Below are 20,975 nucleotides of genomic sequence, written 5' to 3' on the forward strand. Positions count from 1 at the left end.
CCGCCCTCCTCACCATGCCCGGTCGGGACGAGGACGATGCCCGCCGGTCCCCACTGCCCCGCAAACAATGATGAACGACACAACCTCGCAGGTCACAAAGGCGGTTACGGAAGTGCGGTCCTCGTTGTATACGCGGCGACCGTGACGCCCAATACTGTCCGCAGACGTCATCAGGGGGGCACTCGATGAAGTGGTTTCAGCGCGACCGGGCGAAACAACGGGCCGTTGTGGTGCCGCTGTCCGGGGTCGGCAAAAGCGACGAACCACCTCGGACGGCACCCCCGCTGCTCACCGCGGGCGACCCGGCGCTCCAGCGGATCGGCGGCGACGACGACAGGGTCACCCAGCTGACCACCGGGACGGGTCCGGTCATCCTCGACATCACGCACACGGGGACCGGGCACTTCGTCGTGGACGCCCTGGACGGGCGGCTGCACTCCCAGAGCCAACTCGTCTACACCGACGGCCCTTTCTCGTGCCGTGCCCTGGTGAACGCCGACGACCGGCCGGTCCGGGCCCTGCGGATACAGGCGGACGGACCGTGGACGGTCGACGTGAGCCCCGTGTCGAGCGCGCTCGCCTGCGAGGGTCACACCCGGCGTCCCGCCTCGGACGTGCTGCGCCACACGGGCGGCCCCGGGATCGCGACCCTCCGGTACGAGGGCGATCCGCGGGCCGACGACGGTGGCTACTTCCTCGTCGACACCTTCGAACCGGACGCCACCGGTTTCCTCGACGAGTTGGCCAACCACGTCGGCCCCTGGCACGGCGAAGCCCCCCTCACCGGCCCCTGCCTCATCTACGCCCGCTCGGACGGACCCTGGTCCATCACCGTCCGGTCCCTGGATCCCCCCGCCTCGCCGTAGGCACCGGCCCGGCCGGTGACCGAACCCCGACGACTCGGACGGATTACCAGCCGGGCGCCTCCGAGCAGCCGGGCGCCTCCGAGCAGCCGGCCGGAAGGCCGAGAGCCCGGCCGGCGCCCTCGGTGCCGACGGCACGGTCACGTCGGCGCGGGCGTTGCGGGCGACGGCGCTCGTCCGGTCCCCTGGCCGACCGGACACGGCCACGGCCACGGCCGTCGCGCTGTTCGCGGAGGCGACGGTCACCCCGCCCGGCCATCTCCGGTGGACAGCGGTCCGGCAACGGGCCTGCCGCAAAGCCGACGCCTCGTCCCGCCCCGCCCTGTCCACCCTCCCAGGCCGGAACTGCCGGCCATGAAGGCCGGCACAGTCTTCCACGTGCTGTTACGCGGCGGAGGCCGGTGCCTCCACCGTGTTCGGCTCCTGCTCCTCGGGGCCGGACTCGGAGGCGGCGACCCGGGCGGCGGGGATGAACACGGCGACCGCGGCGGCGACCAGCGCGGCGCCGCAGCCGATCATCAGGCCGGTTCGGAAGCCGTCCTCCGAGGGCAGGCTGAAGCCGCCGAGCGTGGTGGTCATCTGGGCGAGGACCACGCCGACCACGGCGGCGGCGGCGGAGGTTCCCAGAGCCCGCATCAGCGTGTTGAAGCTGTTGGCGGAGGCCGTCTCGGACAGCGGCACCGCGCTCATGATCAGCGCGGGCATGGCGCCGTAGGCGAGGCCGACGCCGGAGCTGACGACGAGGGAGACGATCAGCAGACCCCAGGTGGAGCCCATCAGCACGAGCGCGAGGCCGTAGCCGGTGCCGATCACCAGGGAGCCGGTGACCAGCGTGAACTTGGGACCGCGGGCATTGGTGAGCTTTCCGCCGAGCGGCGAGAGCACCATCATCATGAGCCCGGCCGGGGCCATCCACAGCGCCATGGCCAGCATCGACTGGCCCAGACCGTATCCGGTGGCCTCAGGCAACCTCAGGAGCTGCGGAGTGATCAGCGACTGCGCGTACATGCCGAAGCCGACGAGGACCGAGGCGACGTTGGTGAGCAGCACGCGCGGGTGGGCGGTGGTGCGCAGGTCGACCAGCGGCTCGCGGGTGCGCAGCTCCCAGAAGCCCCAGGACAGCAGGAGGGCGGCGGCACCTGCGAACAGGCCGAGCGTGGTCACGGACCCCCAGCCCCAGTCCGCGCCCTTGGACACGGCGAGCAGCAGGCACACCACACCGCCGCCGAGGGCGAAGGCGCCGACGAAGTCGAAGCGCTGCCCCCTGGCCCCGGCGGGGGTCTCGGGGACGAGGAACCAGATCATGGTGGTGACCGCGACGGCCAGGCCCGCGGCGCCCCAGAACAGCACCCGCCAGCTGGCGTACTGGGCGACCGCGGCGGCGACCGGCAGGCCGAGGCCGGCGCCGATCCCCAGGGATGCGCTGACCAGGGCGATCGAGCCGCTGAGCTTCTCCGGCGCGATGACGTCACGCAGCAGGCTGATGCCGAGCGGGACCACGCCCATGCCGATGCCCTGCAGCCCCCGGCCCACGATCATCGGTACGACGGTCGAGGACAGCGCGCACACCACCGAGCCGATGATCAGCGGGGCACAGCAGACCAGAAGCATGCGGCGCTTGCCGTACAGGTCGCCGAGGCGTCCGCCGACCGGGCCGAAGACCGCTCCCGTCAGCAGGGTCGCGGTGATCACCCAGGAGGCGTTGGCAGCGCTGGTGTCGAGGATCGTGGGCAGCTCGGTGAGCAGTGGTGTGACCAGTGTCTGCATGATCGCGGCGACGATGCCGGCGAGCGCCAGCGTCGCGATGACACCACCCGGTCGGGTGGCGGGCGGGGGGTTGGCCGTCAAGGGGTTCCTCCGTGCGATGTACCGGTGGCGGGGCATACGTCATGCACCTGGCATGCAGCATACCTGCACCGTGCATGGCACACGCCTCATGCACGATGCACATCACGGGTACGTCGCCTGACCCGGCGGGGGCTGCACGCCGGGATGGAAGGATCGCCCTGCCGGTATCCGCAACCAGGAGGTAGACGACCAAGTGGAAGAGCCGACGCGCCGGGTCGAGTACGAGAACATGCTGCTCGGGCGGTACCAGCATCTGAGCCAGAGCAAGGGGCGCCGCAAGGACTCCACGCTGGAGCGCAGCGCGTACATCCTCCTCAGCCGCATCCGTGTCGAGGGGCCGATGTCCATCAGCGAGCTGAGCGACGCCTTCGGCCTCGACGCCTCCACCCTGCGCCGGCAGACCGCCGCCACCCTGCGGGCCGGGCTGGTCGAGCACATCCTCGACCCGGAGGGCGGCGTGGCGCGCAAGTTCCGTATCACCGAGGAGGGCGAGCGCCGGCTGGACGAGGAGCGGGAGGGCAACGTCCGCAGCCTCGCCCTGGTGCTGGAAGGCTGGTCCGAGGACGACATCGCCGGGTTCGCCGACTACCTGGAGCGCTTCAACACGAGCATCGAGCGGCTGCACGGCACGACGTGGCCGCGCCCGTAGCCGGGGGCTGAGGGCCGGGTAGCCTCGGGGCATGCGGATCTCCGTCTCCTCGGACATGGACGAGCCCGTCGCCCGCTTCCTCCTCGCGGAGTTGCGCGGCCGGGGCCACGAAGTACTGACCCATGGCGCGCTGCGCACCGGGGACGACCCCCGGTGGGCGGTCTGCTCGGAGGCGGCGGCGCGCGAGGTCGCCTCCGGGGTGTCGGACCAGGCCGTCGTGTGCTGCTGGACGGGTACCGGCGCGTCGATCGCCGCGAACAAGGTGCCCGGGGTACGGGCCGCCCTGTGCACGGACGCGTACACGGCCGACGGCGCCCGCCGCTGGAACGACGCCAACGTCCTGGCGATCGGGCTGCGGCTGACCTCCGAGCCGCTGCTGAAGGAGATCCTCGACGCCTGGTTCGCCGCCGAGGCCGGCCAGGACGCCGACGACCGGGAGAACGTGGCCCACGTGGACCGGCTCGACGTCAGTCGGGGTACCGGCCGGGCCGGATGAAGACGGGCCCGGCCCATGCCGGTGGTTCCGGCGGGGCTTCGGGCGGTCCTGACGCCTTCGGCGCGACGGTCCGGGTCGGCGCGTGCCCCGGCGGGGAGCCGCGCGTGGTGTTGACGGCCCTGAGCGCCGCGACGAAGGACAGGCAGGAGTCGTACCGGTCGTCCGGGGACTTGGCCAGCGCCGTCGCCAGCACCCCGTCCACGGCCGGGGGCAGATCGGGGCGCCCGCCGGTCAGCGGAGGCGGCTCGTCGTACTGGTGGGCCCACAACAGGGCCATGTCGTCGTCCCGTTGGAAGGGCGGCCGGCCGGCGAGTGTCTCGTGGACGACACAGGCGAGGCTGTAGACGTCGCAGCGGCCGTCGACGGGCTTGCCCGAGATCTGCTCCGGCGCCACGTAGTCGAGCGTCCCCACGAACTGGCCGACGCTGGTGAACCCCGTCAGGGACAGTGACTTCTTTGTCAGGCCGAAGTCGGTGAGATAGACGTGCTCGGGGTGGTCGCTGTCGGTGCCCTGCGCGACCAGGATGTTGCCGGGCTTCACGTCCCGGTGCACCAGGCCGTGGTCGTGGGCCGCGTCGAGCGCTGAGGCGACCTGGGCGGCGATCCGGGTGGCGGTCGTGATCGGCAACGGGCCCTCCCGGTCCAGGAGATGCCGCAGATCGCTGCCGGCGACGTACCGCATGGCGATGTAGAGGACACCGTCCGTCTCACCCGCCTCGAAGACCGGCACGATGTGCGGATGGTCGATCGCGGCGGCCACCCGTGACTCGTGTGTGAAGCGGCGCCGGAACGTGTCGTTGCGGGCCAGTTCCGGGGCGAGCAGCTTCAGCGCGACCGTCCGTTCCAGGCGCAGGTCCAGCGCCTGGTAGACGACGGCCATACCGCCCCGGCCGATCTCGCGTTCGATGCGATAGCTCGCGATCTGCCGTCCGACCAGCTCGGAGGGGCGCCCCGCGTACGGCTGTGTCTCACTCATCGCGGGTCACCGGCGGGACCAGGCGTGTGGGTTCGTGATCGGCGGACCCGTGATCCGCCGGTCGTCGCTCGGCCGGCCCGTGATCCCCCGGTCCGTGTTCGGGTTCCCCCACGACACGGGTCGGCTCCGGGGCCGGGGCCGGGGAGCGCGGGGCGGCCGGGGTCTCCCGCGGCTTGTCCCCCACCGCGAACGTGCTCAGCCGTGCCCCGTCGCAGTACACCCACCGCTCATGCGCGGCGTCGAACAACCACAGCGACTCGCCGTCGACGACCACACCGATCCGCAGCCCCTTCGTACGCTCATGGAAGGACTCCCCGTCGCGATGCCCGGCGGCCAGCGCCTCCGCCTCGGTGCGGTAGCGCGTCAGGGCCTCCTCGACCCGGGCCAGCAGGGGGCGCGGGTCGGCCGTGCGGGTGGCGTCCGCGCCGGCGGCGGGCGGGTCCTGGGGTACGGCGACGAGGAGGCGGCCGTCGATCCAGGCGGACCAGCCGTTGGCGCACAGGACTCGGCCCCAGTCGCCGCGCCGCTCCAGGAGCTGGACGGGCAGCAGCGCGTCGAGGGCCACGGTGGGGTACGACGGGTCGGGGGCCTCCCAGGCGGGCAGTCCGCCCGGCGGGACGACATGGCTGGGGAGGAAGCCGGGGGTCGTCATCGCGGCTACTTCCGCATCACCGCGGGTTCGCGGCGGCGCAGCAGCCGGACGACGAGCCAGCCGCAGAGCAGCGACAGGACGACGAGCATCCCCATGTCGAGCAGCCACACTCCGGCCGAGTGCTCGAACAGCGGGTCCGTCGTGTCGGGGACGATCCGTTCGAGGTCGATCGTGCCGGCCATCGCGGCGAACGCCCACCGCGACGGCACCAGCCAGGCCAGTTGTTCGAGGACGATCGTGCCCTTCACGTCCAGCAGGGCGCCGCAGAACACGACCTGGACGATCGCGAGGAGCACCAGCAGCGGCATGGTGACCTCCTCCTTGCGGACCAGTGCGGAGACGACGAGGCCGAGCATCATCGCGGTGAACGCGAGGAACGCCACGGCGACCGTGATCTCGACCAGGGGTGGCATCAGCACCCCTTCGCCGTTCGGGGCGTTGAGGTCGACGCCGAGCAGGGCGACCAGGGTGAGGACGACCGCCTGGAGGACGGTGACGGTACCGAGGACGACGACCTTGGACATCAGGTACGCGGATCTGGACAGGCCCACGGCCCGTTCGCGCTGGTAGATGACGCGTTCCTTGACCAGTTCGCGCACGGCGTTCGCCGCGCCCGTCAGCACCCCGCCCACACACAGGATGAGCAGCGCGTTCATGGCGGTCTCCCGGTCCAGCGTGCTCCCCGCGAGCGCCCTCGCCATCGCGCCCATCACGAACGGCAGCGCGATCATGATGGCGAGGAAGGTACGGTCGGCGCCGAGCGCGGCCGCGTACCGGCGCACCAGCGTGCCCAGTTGGGCGCCCCAGCTCTGCGGCTTGGGCGGCGGTGCCACGGCGGCCGGCTCCGGGCCGGGCAGATACGGCTGCCCCATGGAGGCGGTGACGTACTGGCGCTGGAAGGGCGAGTCGCGGTACTCCCCCGCCCAGTCCCGCTCCTGATCCCGTTCGAAGGCCTCGAAAGCCTCCGGCCACTGCTCGAAGCCGAAGAAGGCGAGGGTGTCGTCCGGCGGGCCGTAGTAGGCGACCTTGCCGCCGGGCGCGAGGACGAGGAGGCGGTCGCAGACATCGAGGCTGAGGACGCTGTGGGTGACGACGATGACCGTGCGGCCGTCGTCGGCGAGGCCACGCAGCATGTGCATCACCGAGCGGTCCATGCCCGGGTCGAGGCCGGAGGTCGGTTCGTCCAGGAACAGCAGAGAGGGCTTCGTCAGCAGCTCCAGGGCTACGCTGACCCGCTTGCGCTGGCCGCCGGAGAGGCTGTGGATGGGCTGCCCGGCGCGCTGTTCGAGGCCCAGTTCGCGGATCACCTCGTCGACCCGGGCCTGCCGCTCGGCCTTCGCGGTGTCCTGCGGGAAGCGGAGTTCGGCGGCGTAGGAGAGGGCCCTGCGGACGGTCAGCTGGGCATGCAGGATGTCGTCCTGCGGGACCAGGCCGATGCGCTGGCGGAGTTCGGCATAGTCGCGGTACAGGTCGCGGCCGTCGTAGAGGACCGTGCCGCTGTCGGCGGGGCGCTGCCCGGTCAGGGCGTTCAGGAGGGTGGACTTGCCGGCACCGCTCGGGCCGACGACGGCGAGAAGGCATTTCTCGCCGACCGGAAACGAGACCTTGTCGAGAAGCGTCTTCCGGCCTCGGTCGACGGCGACGGTGAGTTCCTGGACATCGAGGGAGACCTCGCCGGTGTCGACGTACTCCTGGAGTTCGTCGCCGACCAGGCAGAACGCGGAGTGCCCGATGCCCACGATGTCACCGGCAGTGACCAAGGCCTGGTCGACCGGCGTGCCGTTGAGGAAGGTGCCGTTGTGACTGCCGAGGTCGACGATCTCGTACGTGCCCCCCGACCGTGCGCGCAGCTCCGCGTGCCTGCGGGAGACGACGAGGTCGTCGATGACCAGGTCGTTGTCGGCGGCGCGGCCGATGCGGACGGTCCGCTCGGGCAGCGGGCGGACGCTCGTGGGCTGCCGGAAGGTGCCGGTGGAGGCGGGGCGGAGGATGCCGGAGGGGCGCTCGGGGGTGAAGCCGGTGAGCACTGCCCGGGGGCCGTCGGGAAGGCTCCCGAAGTGGATGACCGTGCCGGGGCCGACGTCCCACTCGTGGACGCGGTGGCCGTCGGCGTACGTGCCGTTGGTGCTGTTCTCGTCCTCGATCGTCCAGTGGCCGGTCTCGGCCCGCAGCACCGCGTGGTGCCACGAGACCCGGTCGTCGTCGAGGACGATCTCGCTGAGCGGGTCGCGCCCCACGTGATACGCGTGGCTCGGGGTCATCACCGTGGAGCCCGACTCGGTTTCCAGCACGAGTTCGGGCGCGGTCGGTGCGATGGACCGCTCTGCCATGGAGGAAATTCTACCGATTGGTACCGATATGCGCCTGACCGTCTCGGCGAGGGCCTGCGAACCACTGCTCTCGCGCCCCCTCGGGGTCAGGCGGCGGGAGCGGCGATCCGCTGGGCGACGCGCTGCATGCGCATGGCGTCCACGGACTCCGCGAGCAGCTCGTACTCCGTGGTGTCGTCGTTGGTGGCGATCCGGACCAGGTTCCCGGCGGCCAACTCGTCGGCCACCAGCCCCTGTTGGGCGTCGTCGGTGGACCAGGCACGCAGCAGGCTCGGCACGTCCGGTACGGTGTCGGCGACCGGAACGACCGCGTTCGACGGGAAGTTGGGGTTCTCGGGTCGCGGGTCGAGGCGCTCGGCGATCCATAACGCGCGGTCGCGCATCCACCACAGCGCCAGCGCCAACGTGGGGGCACGATAGGTCCCGAGAGGCACGCCGACGCGCCGGCCGTCGCACCATCCGTACGCGGTGACATGGCACAGGAATTCGTCGTGCACGCTTCGCTCCCCCGATCGCACCGCCGACCCGCCCGGCCCCACTCGCCGCGCGGACTTGCTCTCGCCTCACAGATTTGCCGGTCATGCACATCCGGCGATCCGAGCGTCACGCACAGTGACATGACGATCGCGCACGGGTGCGCGTTCGTTCATGGCTCAATCGCCCTGTCAGTCGAGTATCGACACTCCTGACGCTCTGCCACCATGCCAATTCAGCCAGTCTCCTGGCATATGCGAGAGCGCGATTGGCCGAAACGATGCGCAGGGCCCTCCGACCGGGCCTTCCTCGGTATGACCTCCGAGGTAATCGACGCCCTCCGGGACGTCCGGGCATCGTGTGCGGTGCCGGATCACGAGGAGGCCGCGGACGGCTCCGGACCCGGTCCCCGTCCCATACGTACGTCCTCGATGGAGGGTTCAACGATCATGCCCGCGATTCAAGACCGCCGAGACCGGTACGAGACCGCCGTCGCCCGCTACTTCGAGGCCTGGAACGCGGGCGGTGAGGAGGAACTGGCCGGGGCGGTCGCCGCCGCCTGGGCCGCCGACGGCGGTTACACCGATCCACTGGCCGACGTGCGCGGGCACGGGGAGATCGCCGCCCTGATCACCGCGGCCCGGAAACAGTTCCCCGGCCTCTCCTTCCACCTGGTCACGGCCGTGGACGGACATCACGACACCGCCCGCTTCGGCTGGGAGCTGGTGGACGAGGCGGGCGGCGGTGCGCCGGTCGCCGGGTTCGACGTGATCACGCTCGACGGCGAGGGCCGTATCCGGAGCGTGTACGGCTTCCTGGACCGGGTGCCGTCGCCGGCGGCCTGACCGGGGCGTCCGGCCGCCCCGCCGTTCGGCGATGAGTTCTTCCGCCTCCGGTGGTCTCTTGTTCGTGGGGGACCATCGGAAGCGGAGGACGACATCATGAGCACGCTCGACGAGCAGTTCACGGCGGAGCTGCGCAAGAGCCCCGCCGAAGGCGGCTGGACCTACCTCGTGTGGCCCGGGTCCGCCGCCTTCTTCGGCACCCGTGGCCTGGTCAAGGTCCGCGGCACCATCGACGGCCACCCCTTCCGCAGCTCCTTCATGGCCCTGGGCGACGGCACCCACAAACTGCCCGTCAAGGCGGATGTGCGCAAGGCGATCGGCAAGGAGGCGGGCGAGTCGGTGACCGTACGGCTGGAGGAGCGCATCGAGGGCTAGACGGTGGACCGGCCGGGGAGGCCGGCCGTCAGCTCTTGCCCTCGATGATCGCGTCGATGCGGGCCAGTTCGTCCGCCTCGAAGTCGAGGTTGGCGATGGCGCCGACGCTGTCCTCGATCTGCCGGGCGCTGCTCGCGCCGACGAGGGCGGAGGTGACCCGGCCGCCGCGCAGCGTCCAGGCCAGGGCGAGCTGGGCCAGGGTCTGGCCGCGGGACTTGGCGACCTCGTCCAGCGCGCGCAGCCTGCCCACCAGGTCCTCGGTGACGGCGTCGGACTTCAGGAACGGGCTGTCGCTCGCCGCGCGGGAGCCTTCCGGGATGCCGTCGAGGTAGCGGGAGGTCAGCAGGCCCTGCTCCAGCGGGGAGAAGACGATGGAGCCGACCTGCAGCTCGTCGAGGGCGTCGAGCAGACCCTCGCTCTCGGGACGCCTGTCGAGCATCGAGTAGCGCGGCTGGTGGATGAGGAGCGGGGTGCCCAGCTCGCCCAGGATGCGGGCGGCCTCACGGGTCTGCTCGGCGGAGTAGTTGGAGACGCCGACGTACAGCGCCTTGCCCTGCCGGACCGCCGAGTGCAGCGCGCCCATCGTCTCCTCCAGCGGAGTCTCAGGGTCGGGGCGGTGCGAGTAGAAGATGTCGACGTAGTCCAGGCCCATGCGCTTCAGGCTCTGGTCCAGCGAGGAGAGCACGTACTTGCGGGAGCCCCACTCGCCGTACGGGCCGGGCCACATCAGATAGCCCGCCTTGGTGGAGATGGCCAGCTCGTCCCGGTACGGGGCGAAGTCGGCCTTCAGGGCCTCGCCGAGAGCGGACTCGGCGGAGCCGGGCGGCGGGCCGTAGTTGTTGGCCAGGTCGAAGTGGGTGACGCCCAGGTCGAAGGCGCGGCGCAGGATCGCGCGCTGCGTCTCGACGGACCGGTCGGGGCCGAAGTTGTGCCACAGGCCGAGCGAGAGCGCGGGAAGTTTCAGACCGCTGCGTCCGGTGCGCCGGTAGGGCATGTCCGCGTAGCGGTCGGGGTGTGCGGTGTACAACGCGACTCCAGAGGGGTTGGCACGGTGGGACCGAAAGTCCCCGAGAACCGGTGTCCACTCTTTCGCGACCTGGGGGCATTGGTCCAACAGAAGAATCCGATGGGATTCAGCGCCTACGCTTCTCAGTCATGGAACTCCGCCATCTCCAGCACTTCGTCGCGGTCGCCGAGGAGGAGCACTTCACCCGGGCCGCCGAACGGTTGCTGGTCTCCCAGTCGGGTCTGTCCGCCTCCGTACGGGCCCTGGAGCGCGAGTTGCGGACGCCGCTGTTCGTGCGGACGACCCGCAGGGTGACGCTCACACCGGCCGGGCGGGCGCTGCTGACCGAGGCGGAGCGGATCCTGGCGCAGGTGCGGTCCGCCCGTGAGGCGGTGGCCGCGGTGCAGGGTGTGCTGCGCGGCATGCTCGCGCTCGGATCGGAACAGTGCGTGGCCGGGCTGCATGTGGCGGGGCTGCTCGCCGCGTTCCGGCGCCTCCATCCGGATGTGGAGATCTGTCTGCGGCAGGCCGGCTCGGGCGCGCTCGCGGAGGAGGTCGCGAGCGGGCGGCTCGATCTGGCGTTCGCCGTGCGGACGGCTCAGGAGGACACCGACCAGCTGCGTGTCGTACCGCTGTCCAGCGAACCGATGACCGTCCTGTGCCACCCCAGCCACCGCCTCGCGGCCGCCGGCGCCGCCGTGACCCCGGAGGAACTGGGCGGCGAGGTCTTCGTCGACTTCCACCCGGACTGGGGCCCGCGCCGCACCACCGACGCGGTCTTCGCCGCCGCGGGCGTCCGCCGGGCCGTCGCCCTGGAGGTCAACGACGTACACAGCCTCCTCGAACTCGTCGACGAGAACCTCGGCATCGCCGTCGTCCCGCGCCATTACCGGCACAAGCGCGACTCCCTCACCGCCCTCGCCGTCAAGGGCACCGGCGAGACGGTGTACGAGACGGTCGCCCTGCTGCCGCCCCCGCAGGCGACGAGTCCGGCGGCGCGCGCCCTGATGGAACTCCTCGATGCCTCGGTCGAGTGTCGTGAGGTCAATCCGTGAGGGGCGCCCACTGGTGCTGCCCGGTGTCGTACGTGTAGCGCGGCAGTCCCTTGATCCCGGTCGTGCGGAACGGGCGGCCGTTGTCGTCGATCCGGACCGTGCCGGTTCGGCCCTCGGAGGACCACTCCAGCTCCAGGTACCAGAGGCAGTCACAGGTCTCGGTCTGCGCGCTGACCGTCAGGACCTCCGAGTCCTCGGCCGACACACTGTACGGAAAACGCACGGCGGGGAGCGGTACGTCCAGGTCGGCGCCGTCGACCGGGCGGGCGATCGGCCGGTTCTTGTCCAGGTCGACGTCGAAGTACCGGGGGCTGACACGTCCTCCGCAGCCCTGGTCCATCGCGTAGGCGTTGCCCTCGGCGGGAGCCGTGCGTCCGACGACGCGCACCCGCAACGCCGTCAGGACGACGGCCGCGGACGTCCGCCCCTGCACCGTGATCTCCACGATCGTGTTCCGCCCGTGCACGGCCTGCTGCGTCGCGGCCCAGGCGCCCGCGTCCTGCGGCGCCGGCGGCGGGGGCACCTTCTTCGGCGGCTTGGCGATGACGTAGTCGTGGCCACAGCCCAGCTTCCACAGCTGGGAGTTCGCCGTCCAGGTGAGGGGCACCCCGGTGGCCGGGGGCCGCCGCTCCTCGGTGTCGTCGTTCTTCGTGGGGGTGCTTCCGGGCTTCGTGGGCGTGGGTGAGGGAGTGCCCGGAGGGCTCTTCGTGGTGTCCGGCGAGGGGGACGGGCTCGTGGGTGCGATCGACGGGCGCTGGGCTCCTGCCATCGTGCGGGAGGGTGCCGGGTCGCCGCCCTGTGCGCCGTCCGCCGGGGGACGGCCGGACGGCAGGGCGGCGAGGGTGCCCAGGATGGCGAGGAGCACCGCGGTGACCGCCGCACCGACGAGGGCGCGCCGACGGCGGTTCCAGGGGCGCCGGGGCGGGAGCGGGGCCGAGAGGACGTCCGGTCGGGTCGGTTTCGTGAGGGGCGGCTCCTGGGCCGACGACCGGCCTGGCTCGGCGGGATCGGCGGGATCGGCCGGCCCGACGGAATCGACCAGCCCGGTGGGCTCGACCGGTTCGCAGGGACCCGCCGACCCGGCAGGTTGGACCGACAGGACAGGTTCGGCCGGCTGGGCCGATTCCGTCGGCGTCGACGAACCGGACCCCGCATCACCGGACCCTGCCCCAGGCGTACGTGCCCGCTGCCGTGCCGCCACCGCCAACAGCCACAGCCGGTGGAGTTCCAGCCGCTCCTCCCCCGTCGCCCCGCAGAGCGCGGCGAAGCGCTCGACGGGCGCGAAGTCGAGGGGGACGGTGTCCCCCGCGCAGTACCGGTGCAGCGTGGAGGTGTTCATGTTGAGACGCCGGGCCAGCTGCCCGTAGCTGCGGTCCGTGCGTTCCTTGATACGCGTGAGCGACGCCGCGAATTCCTGGACGTCGTCCCGGGCTGCCGACACTGTTCCCCCGTGTCCTCCTGTCCCGGGACGGCATCCCAGGCGCTTCATATATGTGCACGTCAGAAGGGCTGGGATGGTTCCATGGTCGCGGATCTGGCGTCGGGCGTTGCGCCCACCCCCGGCGACGGCTGATGCTCTTGGTGTCGCACCGACCAGGGCCGGACTGACCATCCGGCGTCGGTGGCGCAGATGCACCACGCACTCATCCACGTACCCGATCGGGTACTCGTTCACGGGGGACACCCATGCCCAAGCGCACCCGAGCAAACGTGCTCACCGCACTCGTCGTCGCCGGTCTCACCGCGGGCTCCGCACTCGCCGCCGGCGCCGTACCGGCGGCCGCCGCGAAGGCGAGCAGCGCACCGAAGTTCCTGTCGGCGTCCCAGCTCCCGCCGCACCCCACGTCCTCCTGGACGGCGGGCAGGATCGAGGACGGCGTCCCGGAGGTGTTCCAGTACTGCCTGGGCGACGCGCTCCTGGCCTACGACGCCCGGCACCGCTCCTTCCGCACCGACCTGGAGACCGGCGCCAACCAGCTCATCGTCGTCGCCGGCAGCAACAGCAAGGCCAAGGCTCTCGCCACCCGGCTGAACAAGGACTTCCGGGACTGCGTGAGCGAGTCCTCCGACCCGGACGTCAAGGCCGAGTACCGGGACTTCGGGACGCTGCCCGTCGAGGAGGGCGCCCGCGTCCACGGTGTGGCCACCGTCGCGTCCTGGGGGGCCATGGACATCCGGCTCCTGTCGGTGGGCCGGGACGGCCGGACCGTCACCGTCGTGGACTGGGGACAGATGGGCGGCTTCAAGGACGCGCCGGTCAAGGCCTTCAAGAAGACGACGACCACCGCCGTCAACAAGCTCCACTGACCGCGGACCACCGCGAGAAGCCGGGGCCGCCCGCCCGCACAGGCCGAGGGGGGCCGGGCGGGCGGCCCCGCACCACTGAGACCACGACACCAGTTACAGCTACAGCTACAGCTACAGCTACAGCACGACCATGACCAGAAAACGGGGAACACACATGACCGGCACGCGCACCACCCGTCGTACCGCTCTGGCAGCGGGCCTCGCCCTGGCCCTAGGCCTCGGTGTGACGGCCACCGCGTCCGCGGGCGCCCCGCGCACCGTCACCGGCAAGCCGACCGACCCGATCACCCGCATCGCCGACTTCTACGGCGCCTACATCGACGCCCAGAGCGACCCGGACGGCGGCGGCAAACTCACCGAGGAACTGCGGAAGTACTACCTGACGCCCGCCCTGCGGAAGGAACTCAAGGCCTGGGAGGCCAAGAACCACGCGGACGGTGTTCTGCGCGCCCAGAACGTGCCCGTCCAGTGGAAGGTCACCGACAACGGCACCGCGAACTACACCGAGGCCGGCATCACCTTCACCTGGGGCGACGGCAGGACCAGCAAGCTGGTCGTGGACATGACCCGCGACCTCAAGATCTTCCACATCGGCACGAAGGGCGCCGCCGGAAGCTGACGGACTCCTCGCGGTGCGCGTCGAGGGGGTGGTCCGTCGAAGGGGTCGTCCGTCGAAGGGGCGGTGCGGGCGCGGCCCCGATGCCCGATGGTGGACGTATGGATGCGAAGGACGTTCTCATCGACGCGTACGGCCGGATCAAGGAGGGGGTCCACGCCGCCGTGGACGGACTGTCCCCGGCGGAACTCCGCGCCCGGCCCGCCTCCGACGCCAACTCCGTCGCCTGGCTGGTGTGGCATCTCACCCGGATCCAGGACGACCATGTGGCCGATGCCTCCGGGCTCGACCAGGTCTGGCTGTCCCAGGGCTGGGAGAGGCGTTTCGGGCTGGCTCTGGCCGCCCGGGACACGGGCTACGGGCACACCACGGCGCAGGTGGCCGAGGTGCGGGTCGACTCGGGGGACCTGCTCACCGGCTACTTCGACGCCGTGCACGAACGGACACTCGCGTTCGTGCACGGCCTCGGCGCCGACGGCCTCGACCGGATCGTGGACGAGCGGTGGACGCCGGCCGTCACCCTCGGCGTACGCCTGGTCAGTGTCCTGGCCGACGATCTTCAGCATGTCGGCCAGGCAGCGTACGTACGGGGACTGGTTCAGCGCGCGGCGGCCGAGGCGTAGCCCGGCAGAACGACGTCCTGGATGAGGGCGTTGCGCTCGTCGAACGGGATGAAGGCGCTCTTGAGGGCGTTGACGGTGACCGTGCGCAGGTCGTCGAGGGTCCAGCCGGCCTCGTCGACGAGCAGGGTCATCTCACGGGTCATCGTGGTGCCCGAGACCAGACGGTTGTCGGTGTTGAGGGTGACGCGGAAGCCGAGGTCCCTCAGCTCCGTGATCGGGTGCTCGGCGATGGAGGTGGCCGCGCCGGTCTGCAGGTTGGAGGTGGGGCACATCTCCAGGGCGACCCGGCGGTCGCGGGCCCAGGAGGCGAGGCGGCCGAGCTTGCCGTCGACGATGTCCTCGGTGATGCGGACGCCGTGGCCGATGCGCTGGGCGCCGCAGACCTGCAGGGCCTGGTGGATGCTGGGCAGACCGTGGGCCTCGCCGGCGTGGATGGTGAACGGGACGCTCTCGCGGCGCAGGTGCTCGAAGGCGGCCAGGTGGTCGGCGGGCGGGAAGCCGTCCTCGGCGCCCGCGATGTCGAAGCCGACGACGCCGGCGTCCCGGAAGGCGACCGCCAGGTCGGCGGCCTCGCGGACCCGGTCGAACATGCGCATCCCGCACAGGATCGTGCCGACCCGGACCGGGGTGCCCTGGGCCGCAGCCTTGGCCGTACCGGCGGCCAAGCCCTCCTGCACGGTCTCGACGACCTCGCTCATCGTGAGCCCACCCCGCGTGTTCAGCTCGGGGGCGTAGCGCACCTCGCCGTAGACGACACCGTCGGCGGCCAGGTCGAGCACGTACTCCTCAGCGGTGCGCAGGAGACCCTCACGGGTCTGCAGCACGGCGAGGGTGTGCTCGAAGGTGGCTATGTAGCGCACCAGGTCACCGGAGTTGGCGGCCTCGTAGAACCAGGCGGCGAGGGCCTCCGGATCGGTCTCCGGGAGGGTGTGACCGGCCTCCGCCGCGAGCTCCACGAGCGTGGCGGGGCGCAGACCGCCGTCGAGGTGGTCGTGCAGGACGGCCTTGGGGAGGCGGCGGATGGTGTCGGCGTCGATACGGGGCGCGGTCATGGCGTTCGTTCCTCGTGGTGCGGTGGTGGGGCTGGAGCGGGTGACCGAGTAACTCGGTCGGCGGCGGGCGCCCGAGCGGCGCAGGGCTGCCCGGTCAGTCGGTGGCGGGCTGGAGGAGATCCCAGCGGTTGCCGTACAGGTCCTCGAAGACGGCGACCGAGCCGTACGGCTCGTGGCGCGGCTCCTCCAGGAACCTGACGCCCGCGGCGAGCATCCGGGCGTGGTCGCGGGCGAAGTCGTCGGTGTGCAGGAAGAAGCCCACTCGTCCGCCGGTCTGGTCTCCGACCCGGCCGCGCTGGGCCTCGTTCTTGGCCCTCGCGAGCAGCAGTCCGCCGCTCTGCCCGTCGCTTCCCGGTTCGACGACGACCCAGCGGCTGCCGTCGGGCCTCGGTTCGTCCTCGACGAGCCGGAAGCCGAGCGCTTCCGTGTAGAAGCGGATCGCCTCGTCGTAGTCGTGGACCACGAGGGTGACCAGGGCCATGCGTCTCATCGGGGCCTCTCGGGTGGGGCGCGAACGGCGCGGAGATCGGACGAAGCCCGCACGGGGATCGAGTGGTGATCGTCCGAGAGCCGCTCGGGGTTCCCGGGAGGTTATACGTAACACGCACCGGACGGCAAATAGTATTTTCTCCGTACGGCGCTCGGGAGGTCGTGCCCAGGGCGGGCGGGGTGCCCCACGGCACGACTGAGGCCCCCTGCCGCGCAGGGGACCTCGGGAATCGGGCGGGCCGGAGCCCCGGGTCACTCGCCCGGCGACGCCTTGCGGAGAGCGGCGATGCAGGTGTTGAGGGCCTGCTGGAGGTCCTCAAGCCGCTGGAGCATGTCGTCCTCGTAGATGGCGTCGAGGTCGACGGCGTCGTCGAGCGTCAGCTCCTCGAAGACCTTCGTCGCCTTCTGGAGACTGCTGTAGAACTTCGTCCGGCGCTCCTGGACCCTCAGCTCCGGGTCCGCCTCGACGGTCTGGACGACGAGTTCCTTGACGGTGTCGTACGCCTCCGTCGCCCACTCGCCGGTGTCCTCGTCGTCGTCCAGCTCGTCGATGAGGGACAGATGCCGCTCGGCCTCGGCGCGCAGCTCCGCGGTGGCGTCGATCACCTGTCCGGCCGGGGTCTTGACCTGTCCGTTCTCCACGATCTGCCGGACGTACCCGATACGGCTCGCGGCCTGGGTCTCGTTCGCGACGGCCTTCTTCAGTTCGTCGGTGCGGGCGATGTCACGGGCCAGTTCCGTCTGCAGGGAGGGGTCCTCCTTGAGACGGTCGAGGAGCGCGGTGCGGGCCGCCTGCGCGGTGGACGGGTCGGCGAGGATCGCGGCGCGCAGCGCGGTCGGGTTCTCGGCGACCTCCAGCGCCTTGGTCGGGCGGATGCCCTCGGCCTCGGCCGCCGCCGTGATCGCGGTGCCGCGGTCGGAGGTCGCGCCGGACCGGGAGCTGTAGTACGTCAGCCAGACGTCCGAGTCCGGGAGGTCGATCTCCTCGCCGGGGGCCAGCGCCTCGAAGTGCGGGACCATGCCGTCGTCGGCCGCCTTGTCCCACGCCTTGTAGTACCGCATGACCCGCTCCGGCGAGCACCCGGCCAGTTCGGCGAACCGCTTCGCCGACACCTTCGACGTCTCGCCCGCCGTCTCCCCTCCGGGCCGCACGCTCCGCGCCACCTTCAGCGCGAACGCCCAGCCCCCGGTGCGCGCGTACACCCCGAAGTCCCGGGCGTCGCGGGCGACCTGCTCGTCCACGGCGTCGACGGGGGTGTCATCGCCGGACGCCTGCGCGGGGGCCTCGTCATCGGGCGTCTGTGCGAGGATCTCGTCACCGGATGCCTGCGCGGGGATCTCGCCGGTGGACGGCAGAGCGGCGGCCGCCTCGTCGGACGACTGCGTGGCGGCTTCCTCGTCGGACGACCGCGCGGGAGTCTCACCTCCGGACGACCGCGCCGGCACCTCACCGGCGGGCGCGTCCGTGGGGGTCTCGTCCCCGGCCGTGCCCGGCTCGACCCAGAACCCCTCGTCCCGCGACGGAACTTCCCCGGCCGCGGGCGTCTCGTCGGCGGGCGGTACGGCCGATGCGGAGTGGGCGGTGGCTACGCTCACGAGTGACTCTCCCGGGTGGTGACGGACGGCAGGGGCGGAACAGGCAGCCTATATGAACCTGTTGGTGCTGCTTTGCCCCGACGCCTCGCCCCGGTGTACGGCGTCCAGCCGGGCCACCTCGTCCGCCGTGAGCCGGAGGGCGCCTGCGGCGATGTTCTCGGCCAGGTGGTCCGGATCTCCCGTGCCGGGGATGGCGAGGACGTGCGGTCCCTGGTGGAGGGTCCAGGCGAGGCGGATCTGCGCGGGGGTGGCGTCGTGGGCGCGGGCCACGGCGAGCAGTTCGTCGTCGTGCTCGGTGCTCGCGCCGCCCTCGGGACCGGCGTCACCGGCGATCGCGTAGAACGGGACGAACGCGATGCCCTGTTCGCCGCAGACGCGCAGCACCTCGTCGGCGGCGGGGTCGGGGGTGTGCAGGCCGAACCGGTTCTGGACGCAGACCACCGGCGCGATCGCCCGGGCCTCCGCGAGGTGGCGGGGTTCGACGCCGGAGACGCCGAGATGGCGGATGAGCCCGGCCTCCCTCAGCTCGGCCAGCGCGCCGAAGTGCTCGGTGATGGATTCCTGGCGCATCCGGCGCAGATTGACGACGTCGAGGTGGTCGCGGCCCAACTGCCGCAGGTTCTCCTCGACATGGCCGCGCAGCTGGTCGGGGCGGGCGGCCGTGCCCCACTCCCCCGAGTACTCGCGGTGCGGCCCGACCTTGGTGACGACGACCAGGTCGTCCGGGTACGGCCCGCCCAGCGCGCTGTTGATCAGTTCGTTGGCGGAGCGCAGGGACGAGAAGTAGAAGGCGGCCGTGTCGATGTGGTTGACGCCCAGCTCGACCGCGCGCCGCAGCACGGCGATCGGCCCCTCACGCTCCCTCGGCGTCCCGAGGTGGAAGGCGGCGCTGCCCGTCAGCCGCATCGCGCCGAAGCCGACACGGTTGACGGGCAGGTCACCGAGCGTCCAGGTGCCCGCGGCACTCGCGGTGATCGTCGACGAGGTCACCGCCGCAGTCTCGCACGCGCCGGGCACCGCACCCGCCGGGTTGCTACGGACAGACCTACGTCACGGACGGAGGTACGTGTCGAGCGTCTCCATCGCCGACGCCGGGTTGCCCAGGTCGTAGTGGTGGCGCAGATGTTGGGCCTCTTGCGAGCCGCGGGCCGACGGAACCGCCGGGCACGGTCGTGGCGCGAGGGCTCGGCAGGTCGATGCCCTTCATCGGAGCGAAGGGGGGCCACGGGGCAGGAACCTCGCGCGCACGCGCCGGCGGAGCCGGCCACGGCGTGGGCGCGGCCGTGGTGGGGGTGTGGGGAACACTCAACCGCGTTGGTCTGTACCAGTCAAGGGTGTAGACCAGTCGATCGCATGACACGAGGTCAGGCGCTGCATCGGGTCAGCCCTGGGGGCAGCCGAGCCAGTAGCCGAAGCCGCGCCGGGTGTGGATCAGTGCGGGCTCCTCGCGGTCGATCTTGCGCCGGAGCCGGGCCACGAGTTTCTCGATCGCGCCATGGGCGCGGTACTCGCCCCAGACGTGCCGGCCGATCTGCTCCTTGGACAGCACCCGCTCCGCGTTCGCGAGCAGATGGCGCAGCAGCCGGTACTCGGCGGGTGTGAGACGGAGCGGCCTGGAACCGCGCCGCGCCTCGCAGGCGGCGTCGTCCAGGACCAGGTCGCCGTAGCAGGGCATCCCGTCGAACCGTTCGGAACCACCCCGGCCGCGCAGCAACGCGCGGGCCCGGTCCAGGACTTCGGCGATACGTACGGGTTTGACGACGTAGTCCTCGTCGCCGAGACGGAGGTCGGGGACCAGGTCGGGGAGAGAGTCGCAGGTGGCGAGGAACAGCAGCAGGGGCCGGTCCGCCGGTGCGCCGCGTCGGCCCCGCGCGAAGCGCCCCAGGTCCGGCAGCGCGGCGTCCCAGACGACCAGGTCGTACCGGTTCCGGGCGATCCGCACCATCCCTTCGGCGCCGGTGTCCGCCGCGGCGACCCGGTATCCGGCCAACTCCATTGCAGTGGTGAGGAGTTCGGTGACGCCGGGGTCGTCCACGACGACCAGGACGTGCTGCGCGTCGCCACTCGGCGACGACGGCTTCTCGGTGAGCAGAGTGCGCATGACAAGACCGTTCGCGTGGGGCTTGCACGGAGGGGGATCGCGCCGCGTGCCGTCAGGCGGCGGGCCGGGGGTCGACGGCCGTCTCGGCATGCTCGACGAAGTCGTCGGCCAGCCGGCCGAAGAGGGTGGCCAGTCGCCGCCGATCCTCGGTCGACCACTCGCCCAGTGCCGCCCCGATGTTCCGGCGGCCGGCCTCCCTGACGCGCTCGAAGGCCGCGAGCCCGGTGTCGGTGATGCGGACGCGCTGCGCCCGGCGGTCCTCCGGGTCCGGGATGCGCATCACGTAGTCCGCGCTCTCCAACTGCCTCAGCTGCCGGGTGACATGGGACGCCTCCACGGACAGCCGGACCGCGAGCACTCCGGGGCGCACCGGCTCGCTCTCCGCGATGTGCCGGAGGATCGACACGGAGGCGCGGTCCAGGGACAGTCCGCTCTCGGACATCAGACGCTCGTGCCGGCGGGCCCGGCCGGCCAGATACGCGATACGGGTGAGAAGCCGCTCGATCTCGGTCACGTCCGTGAGGGCGGCCGCTTCGGTGGGGCGCGGTGTGGACATACGGAAACCGTAGCAGACATTTGCCTAAGTCAAGCAATGTCTTGTGGTCATGTGGCACCGCCGCAC

The 20,975-nt window shown here is 71.5% G+C and carries 22 protein-coding genes; 9 read left to right on the forward strand and 13 right to left on the reverse strand.

Annotated elements, in window-relative coordinates:
* Positions 1-185 precede the first annotated feature (185 nt).
* A complete protein-coding gene (locus OG858_RS02785) occupies positions 186-866 on the forward strand; it encodes a hypothetical protein (RefSeq protein ID WP_086749583.1) in 681 nt (226 codons plus the stop codon).
* A gap of 381 nt (positions 867-1,247) precedes the next feature.
* On the opposite strand, the gene OG858_RS02790 is transcribed toward OG858_RS02785, so the two are convergent.
* A complete protein-coding gene (locus tag OG858_RS02790) occupies positions 1,248-2,711 on the reverse strand; it encodes an MFS transporter (protein ID WP_086749584.1) in 1,464 nt (487 codons plus the stop codon).
* A 193-nt stretch (positions 2,712-2,904) separates the two neighbouring features.
* Between OG858_RS02790 and OG858_RS02795 the strand changes: the two genes are divergently transcribed.
* Together OG858_RS02795 and OG858_RS02800 are read left to right on the forward strand one after the other, a co-directional pair.
* The gene (locus OG858_RS02795) at positions 2,905-3,360 is read left to right on the forward strand and encodes a MarR family winged helix-turn-helix transcriptional regulator (RefSeq protein ID WP_086749585.1); all 456 of its coding nucleotides are present in this window, start codon (positions 2,905-2,907) and stop codon (positions 3,358-3,360) included.
* 31 nt (positions 3,361-3,391) lie between these two features.
* Complete coding sequence (locus OG858_RS02800; protein WP_086749586.1) at positions 3,392-3,856, forward strand: RpiB/LacA/LacB family sugar-phosphate isomerase; 465 nt, start codon at positions 3,392-3,394, stop codon at positions 3,854-3,856.
* Here the strand turns inward: OG858_RS02800 and OG858_RS02805 are convergent.
* The 4 genes from OG858_RS02805 to OG858_RS02820 all read right to left on the reverse strand — a co-directional run bounded on the left by OG858_RS02805 (position 3,828) and on the right by OG858_RS02820 (position 8,311).
* Positions 3,828-4,832, reverse strand: coding sequence for a serine/threonine-protein kinase (locus OG858_RS02805; RefSeq protein ID WP_086749587.1), 1,005 nt, complete (start codon positions 4,830-4,832; stop codon positions 3,828-3,830). The two genes, OG858_RS02800 and OG858_RS02805, sit on opposite strands and share 29 nt — an antisense overlap.
* Entirely contained in the window at positions 4,825-5,484 is a 660-nt protein-coding gene (locus OG858_RS02810; protein ID WP_319066187.1) for an SH3 domain-containing protein, read from the reverse strand. Before OG858_RS02810 ends, OG858_RS02805 begins: the two co-directional genes overlap by 8 nt.
* Before the next feature lie 5 nt (positions 5,485-5,489).
* Positions 5,490-7,814 carry an FHA domain-containing protein gene (locus OG858_RS02815; RefSeq protein ID WP_328545170.1) on the reverse strand — a complete coding sequence of 775 codons (2,325 nt, stop codon included), beginning with the start codon at positions 7,812-7,814 and terminating at the stop codon, positions 5,490-5,492.
* 86 nt (positions 7,815-7,900) lie between these two features.
* Positions 7,901-8,311 (reverse strand): hypothetical protein, encoded by a 411-nt coding sequence (locus OG858_RS02820; protein ID WP_086752688.1) that lies wholly within the window; start codon positions 8,309-8,311, stop codon positions 7,901-7,903.
* Positions 8,312-8,737: 426 nt separating this feature from the next.
* Here OG858_RS02820 and OG858_RS02825 point away from each other — a divergent pair, with 426 nt between their 5' ends.
* Complete coding sequence (locus OG858_RS02825; RefSeq protein ID WP_319265292.1) at positions 8,738-9,133, forward strand: nuclear transport factor 2 family protein; 396 nt, start codon at positions 8,738-8,740, stop codon at positions 9,131-9,133.
* A 96-nt stretch (positions 9,134-9,229) separates the two neighbouring features.
* Positions 9,230-9,508 (forward strand): DUF1905 domain-containing protein, encoded by a 279-nt coding sequence (locus tag OG858_RS02830; RefSeq protein ID WP_086752690.1) that lies wholly within the window; start codon positions 9,230-9,232, stop codon positions 9,506-9,508.
* A 28-nt stretch (positions 9,509-9,536) separates the two neighbouring features.
* Here the strand turns inward: OG858_RS02830 and mgrA are convergent, their stop codons facing one another.
* Positions 9,537-10,535, reverse strand: a complete 999-nt coding sequence (gene mgrA / locus OG858_RS02835) for an L-glyceraldehyde 3-phosphate reductase (protein WP_328545169.1) — start codon at positions 10,533-10,535, stop codon at positions 9,537-9,539.
* Positions 10,536-10,663: 128 nt separating this feature from the next.
* Here mgrA and OG858_RS02840 point away from each other — a divergent pair, with 128 nt between their 5' ends.
* Positions 10,664-11,569 carry a LysR family transcriptional regulator gene (locus tag OG858_RS02840; RefSeq protein WP_086752694.1) on the forward strand — a complete coding sequence of 302 codons (906 nt, stop codon included), beginning with the start codon at positions 10,664-10,666 and terminating at the stop codon, positions 11,567-11,569.
* On the opposite strand, the gene OG858_RS02845 is transcribed toward OG858_RS02840, so the two are convergent.
* A complete protein-coding gene (locus OG858_RS02845) occupies positions 11,559-13,010 on the reverse strand; it encodes a helix-turn-helix domain-containing protein (protein ID WP_328545168.1) in 1,452 nt (483 codons plus the stop codon). The genes OG858_RS02840 and OG858_RS02845 overlap by 11 nt on opposite strands.
* A 245-nt stretch (positions 13,011-13,255) precedes the next feature.
* On the opposite strand from OG858_RS02845, the gene OG858_RS02850 reads away from it, so the two are divergent.
* The 3 genes from OG858_RS02850 (at position 13,256) to OG858_RS02860 (ending at position 15,115) form a co-directional block, all read left to right on the forward strand.
* On the forward strand, positions 13,256-13,876 hold the full coding sequence (locus OG858_RS02850) for a hypothetical protein (RefSeq protein ID WP_086753764.1): 621 nt from the start codon (positions 13,256-13,258) through the stop codon (positions 13,874-13,876).
* Between the two features lie 154 nt (positions 13,877-14,030).
* Positions 14,031-14,495, forward strand: a complete 465-nt coding sequence (locus OG858_RS02855; protein ID WP_319265300.1) for a hypothetical protein — start codon at positions 14,031-14,033, stop codon at positions 14,493-14,495.
* 98 nt (positions 14,496-14,593) lie between these two features.
* The gene (locus OG858_RS02860) at positions 14,594-15,115 is read left to right on the forward strand and encodes a mycothiol transferase (RefSeq protein ID WP_328545167.1); all 522 of its coding nucleotides are present in this window, start codon (positions 14,594-14,596) and stop codon (positions 15,113-15,115) included.
* On the opposite strand, the gene OG858_RS02865 is transcribed toward OG858_RS02860, so the two are convergent.
* The 6 genes from OG858_RS02865 to OG858_RS02890 form a co-directional block, all read right to left on the reverse strand.
* Complete coding sequence (locus tag OG858_RS02865; RefSeq protein WP_086753758.1) at positions 15,091-16,167, reverse strand: adenosine deaminase; 1,077 nt, start codon at positions 16,165-16,167, stop codon at positions 15,091-15,093. The genes OG858_RS02860 and OG858_RS02865 overlap by 25 nt on opposite strands.
* A 94-nt stretch (positions 16,168-16,261) precedes the next feature.
* A complete protein-coding gene (locus OG858_RS02870) occupies positions 16,262-16,657 on the reverse strand; it encodes a VOC family protein (protein ID WP_037692139.1) in 396 nt (131 codons plus the stop codon).
* A gap of 251 nt (positions 16,658-16,908) precedes the next feature.
* Positions 16,909-18,252 carry a hypothetical protein gene (locus tag OG858_RS02875; RefSeq protein WP_319265310.1) on the reverse strand — a complete coding sequence of 448 codons (1,344 nt, stop codon included), beginning with the start codon at positions 18,250-18,252 and terminating at the stop codon, positions 16,909-16,911.
* 48 nt (positions 18,253-18,300) lie between these two features.
* Positions 18,301-19,242 carry an aldo/keto reductase gene (locus OG858_RS02880; protein ID WP_179201449.1) on the reverse strand — a complete coding sequence of 314 codons (942 nt, stop codon included), beginning with the start codon at positions 19,240-19,242 and terminating at the stop codon, positions 18,301-18,303.
* A gap of 391 nt (positions 19,243-19,633) precedes the next feature.
* Complete coding sequence (locus OG858_RS02885) at positions 19,634-20,353, reverse strand: response regulator transcription factor (protein ID WP_086753752.1); 720 nt, start codon at positions 20,351-20,353, stop codon at positions 19,634-19,636.
* Positions 20,354-20,405: 52 nt separating this feature from the next.
* On the reverse strand, positions 20,406-20,909 hold the full coding sequence (locus OG858_RS02890; RefSeq protein ID WP_328545166.1) for a MarR family winged helix-turn-helix transcriptional regulator: 504 nt from the start codon (positions 20,907-20,909) through the stop codon (positions 20,406-20,408).
* Positions 20,910-20,975: the final 66 nt, after the last annotated feature.

This window comes from Streptomyces europaeiscabiei (assembly GCF_036346855.1).
GTDB classification, from domain to species: Bacteria; Actinomycetota; Actinomycetes; order Streptomycetales; family Streptomycetaceae; genus Streptomyces; species Streptomyces europaeiscabiei.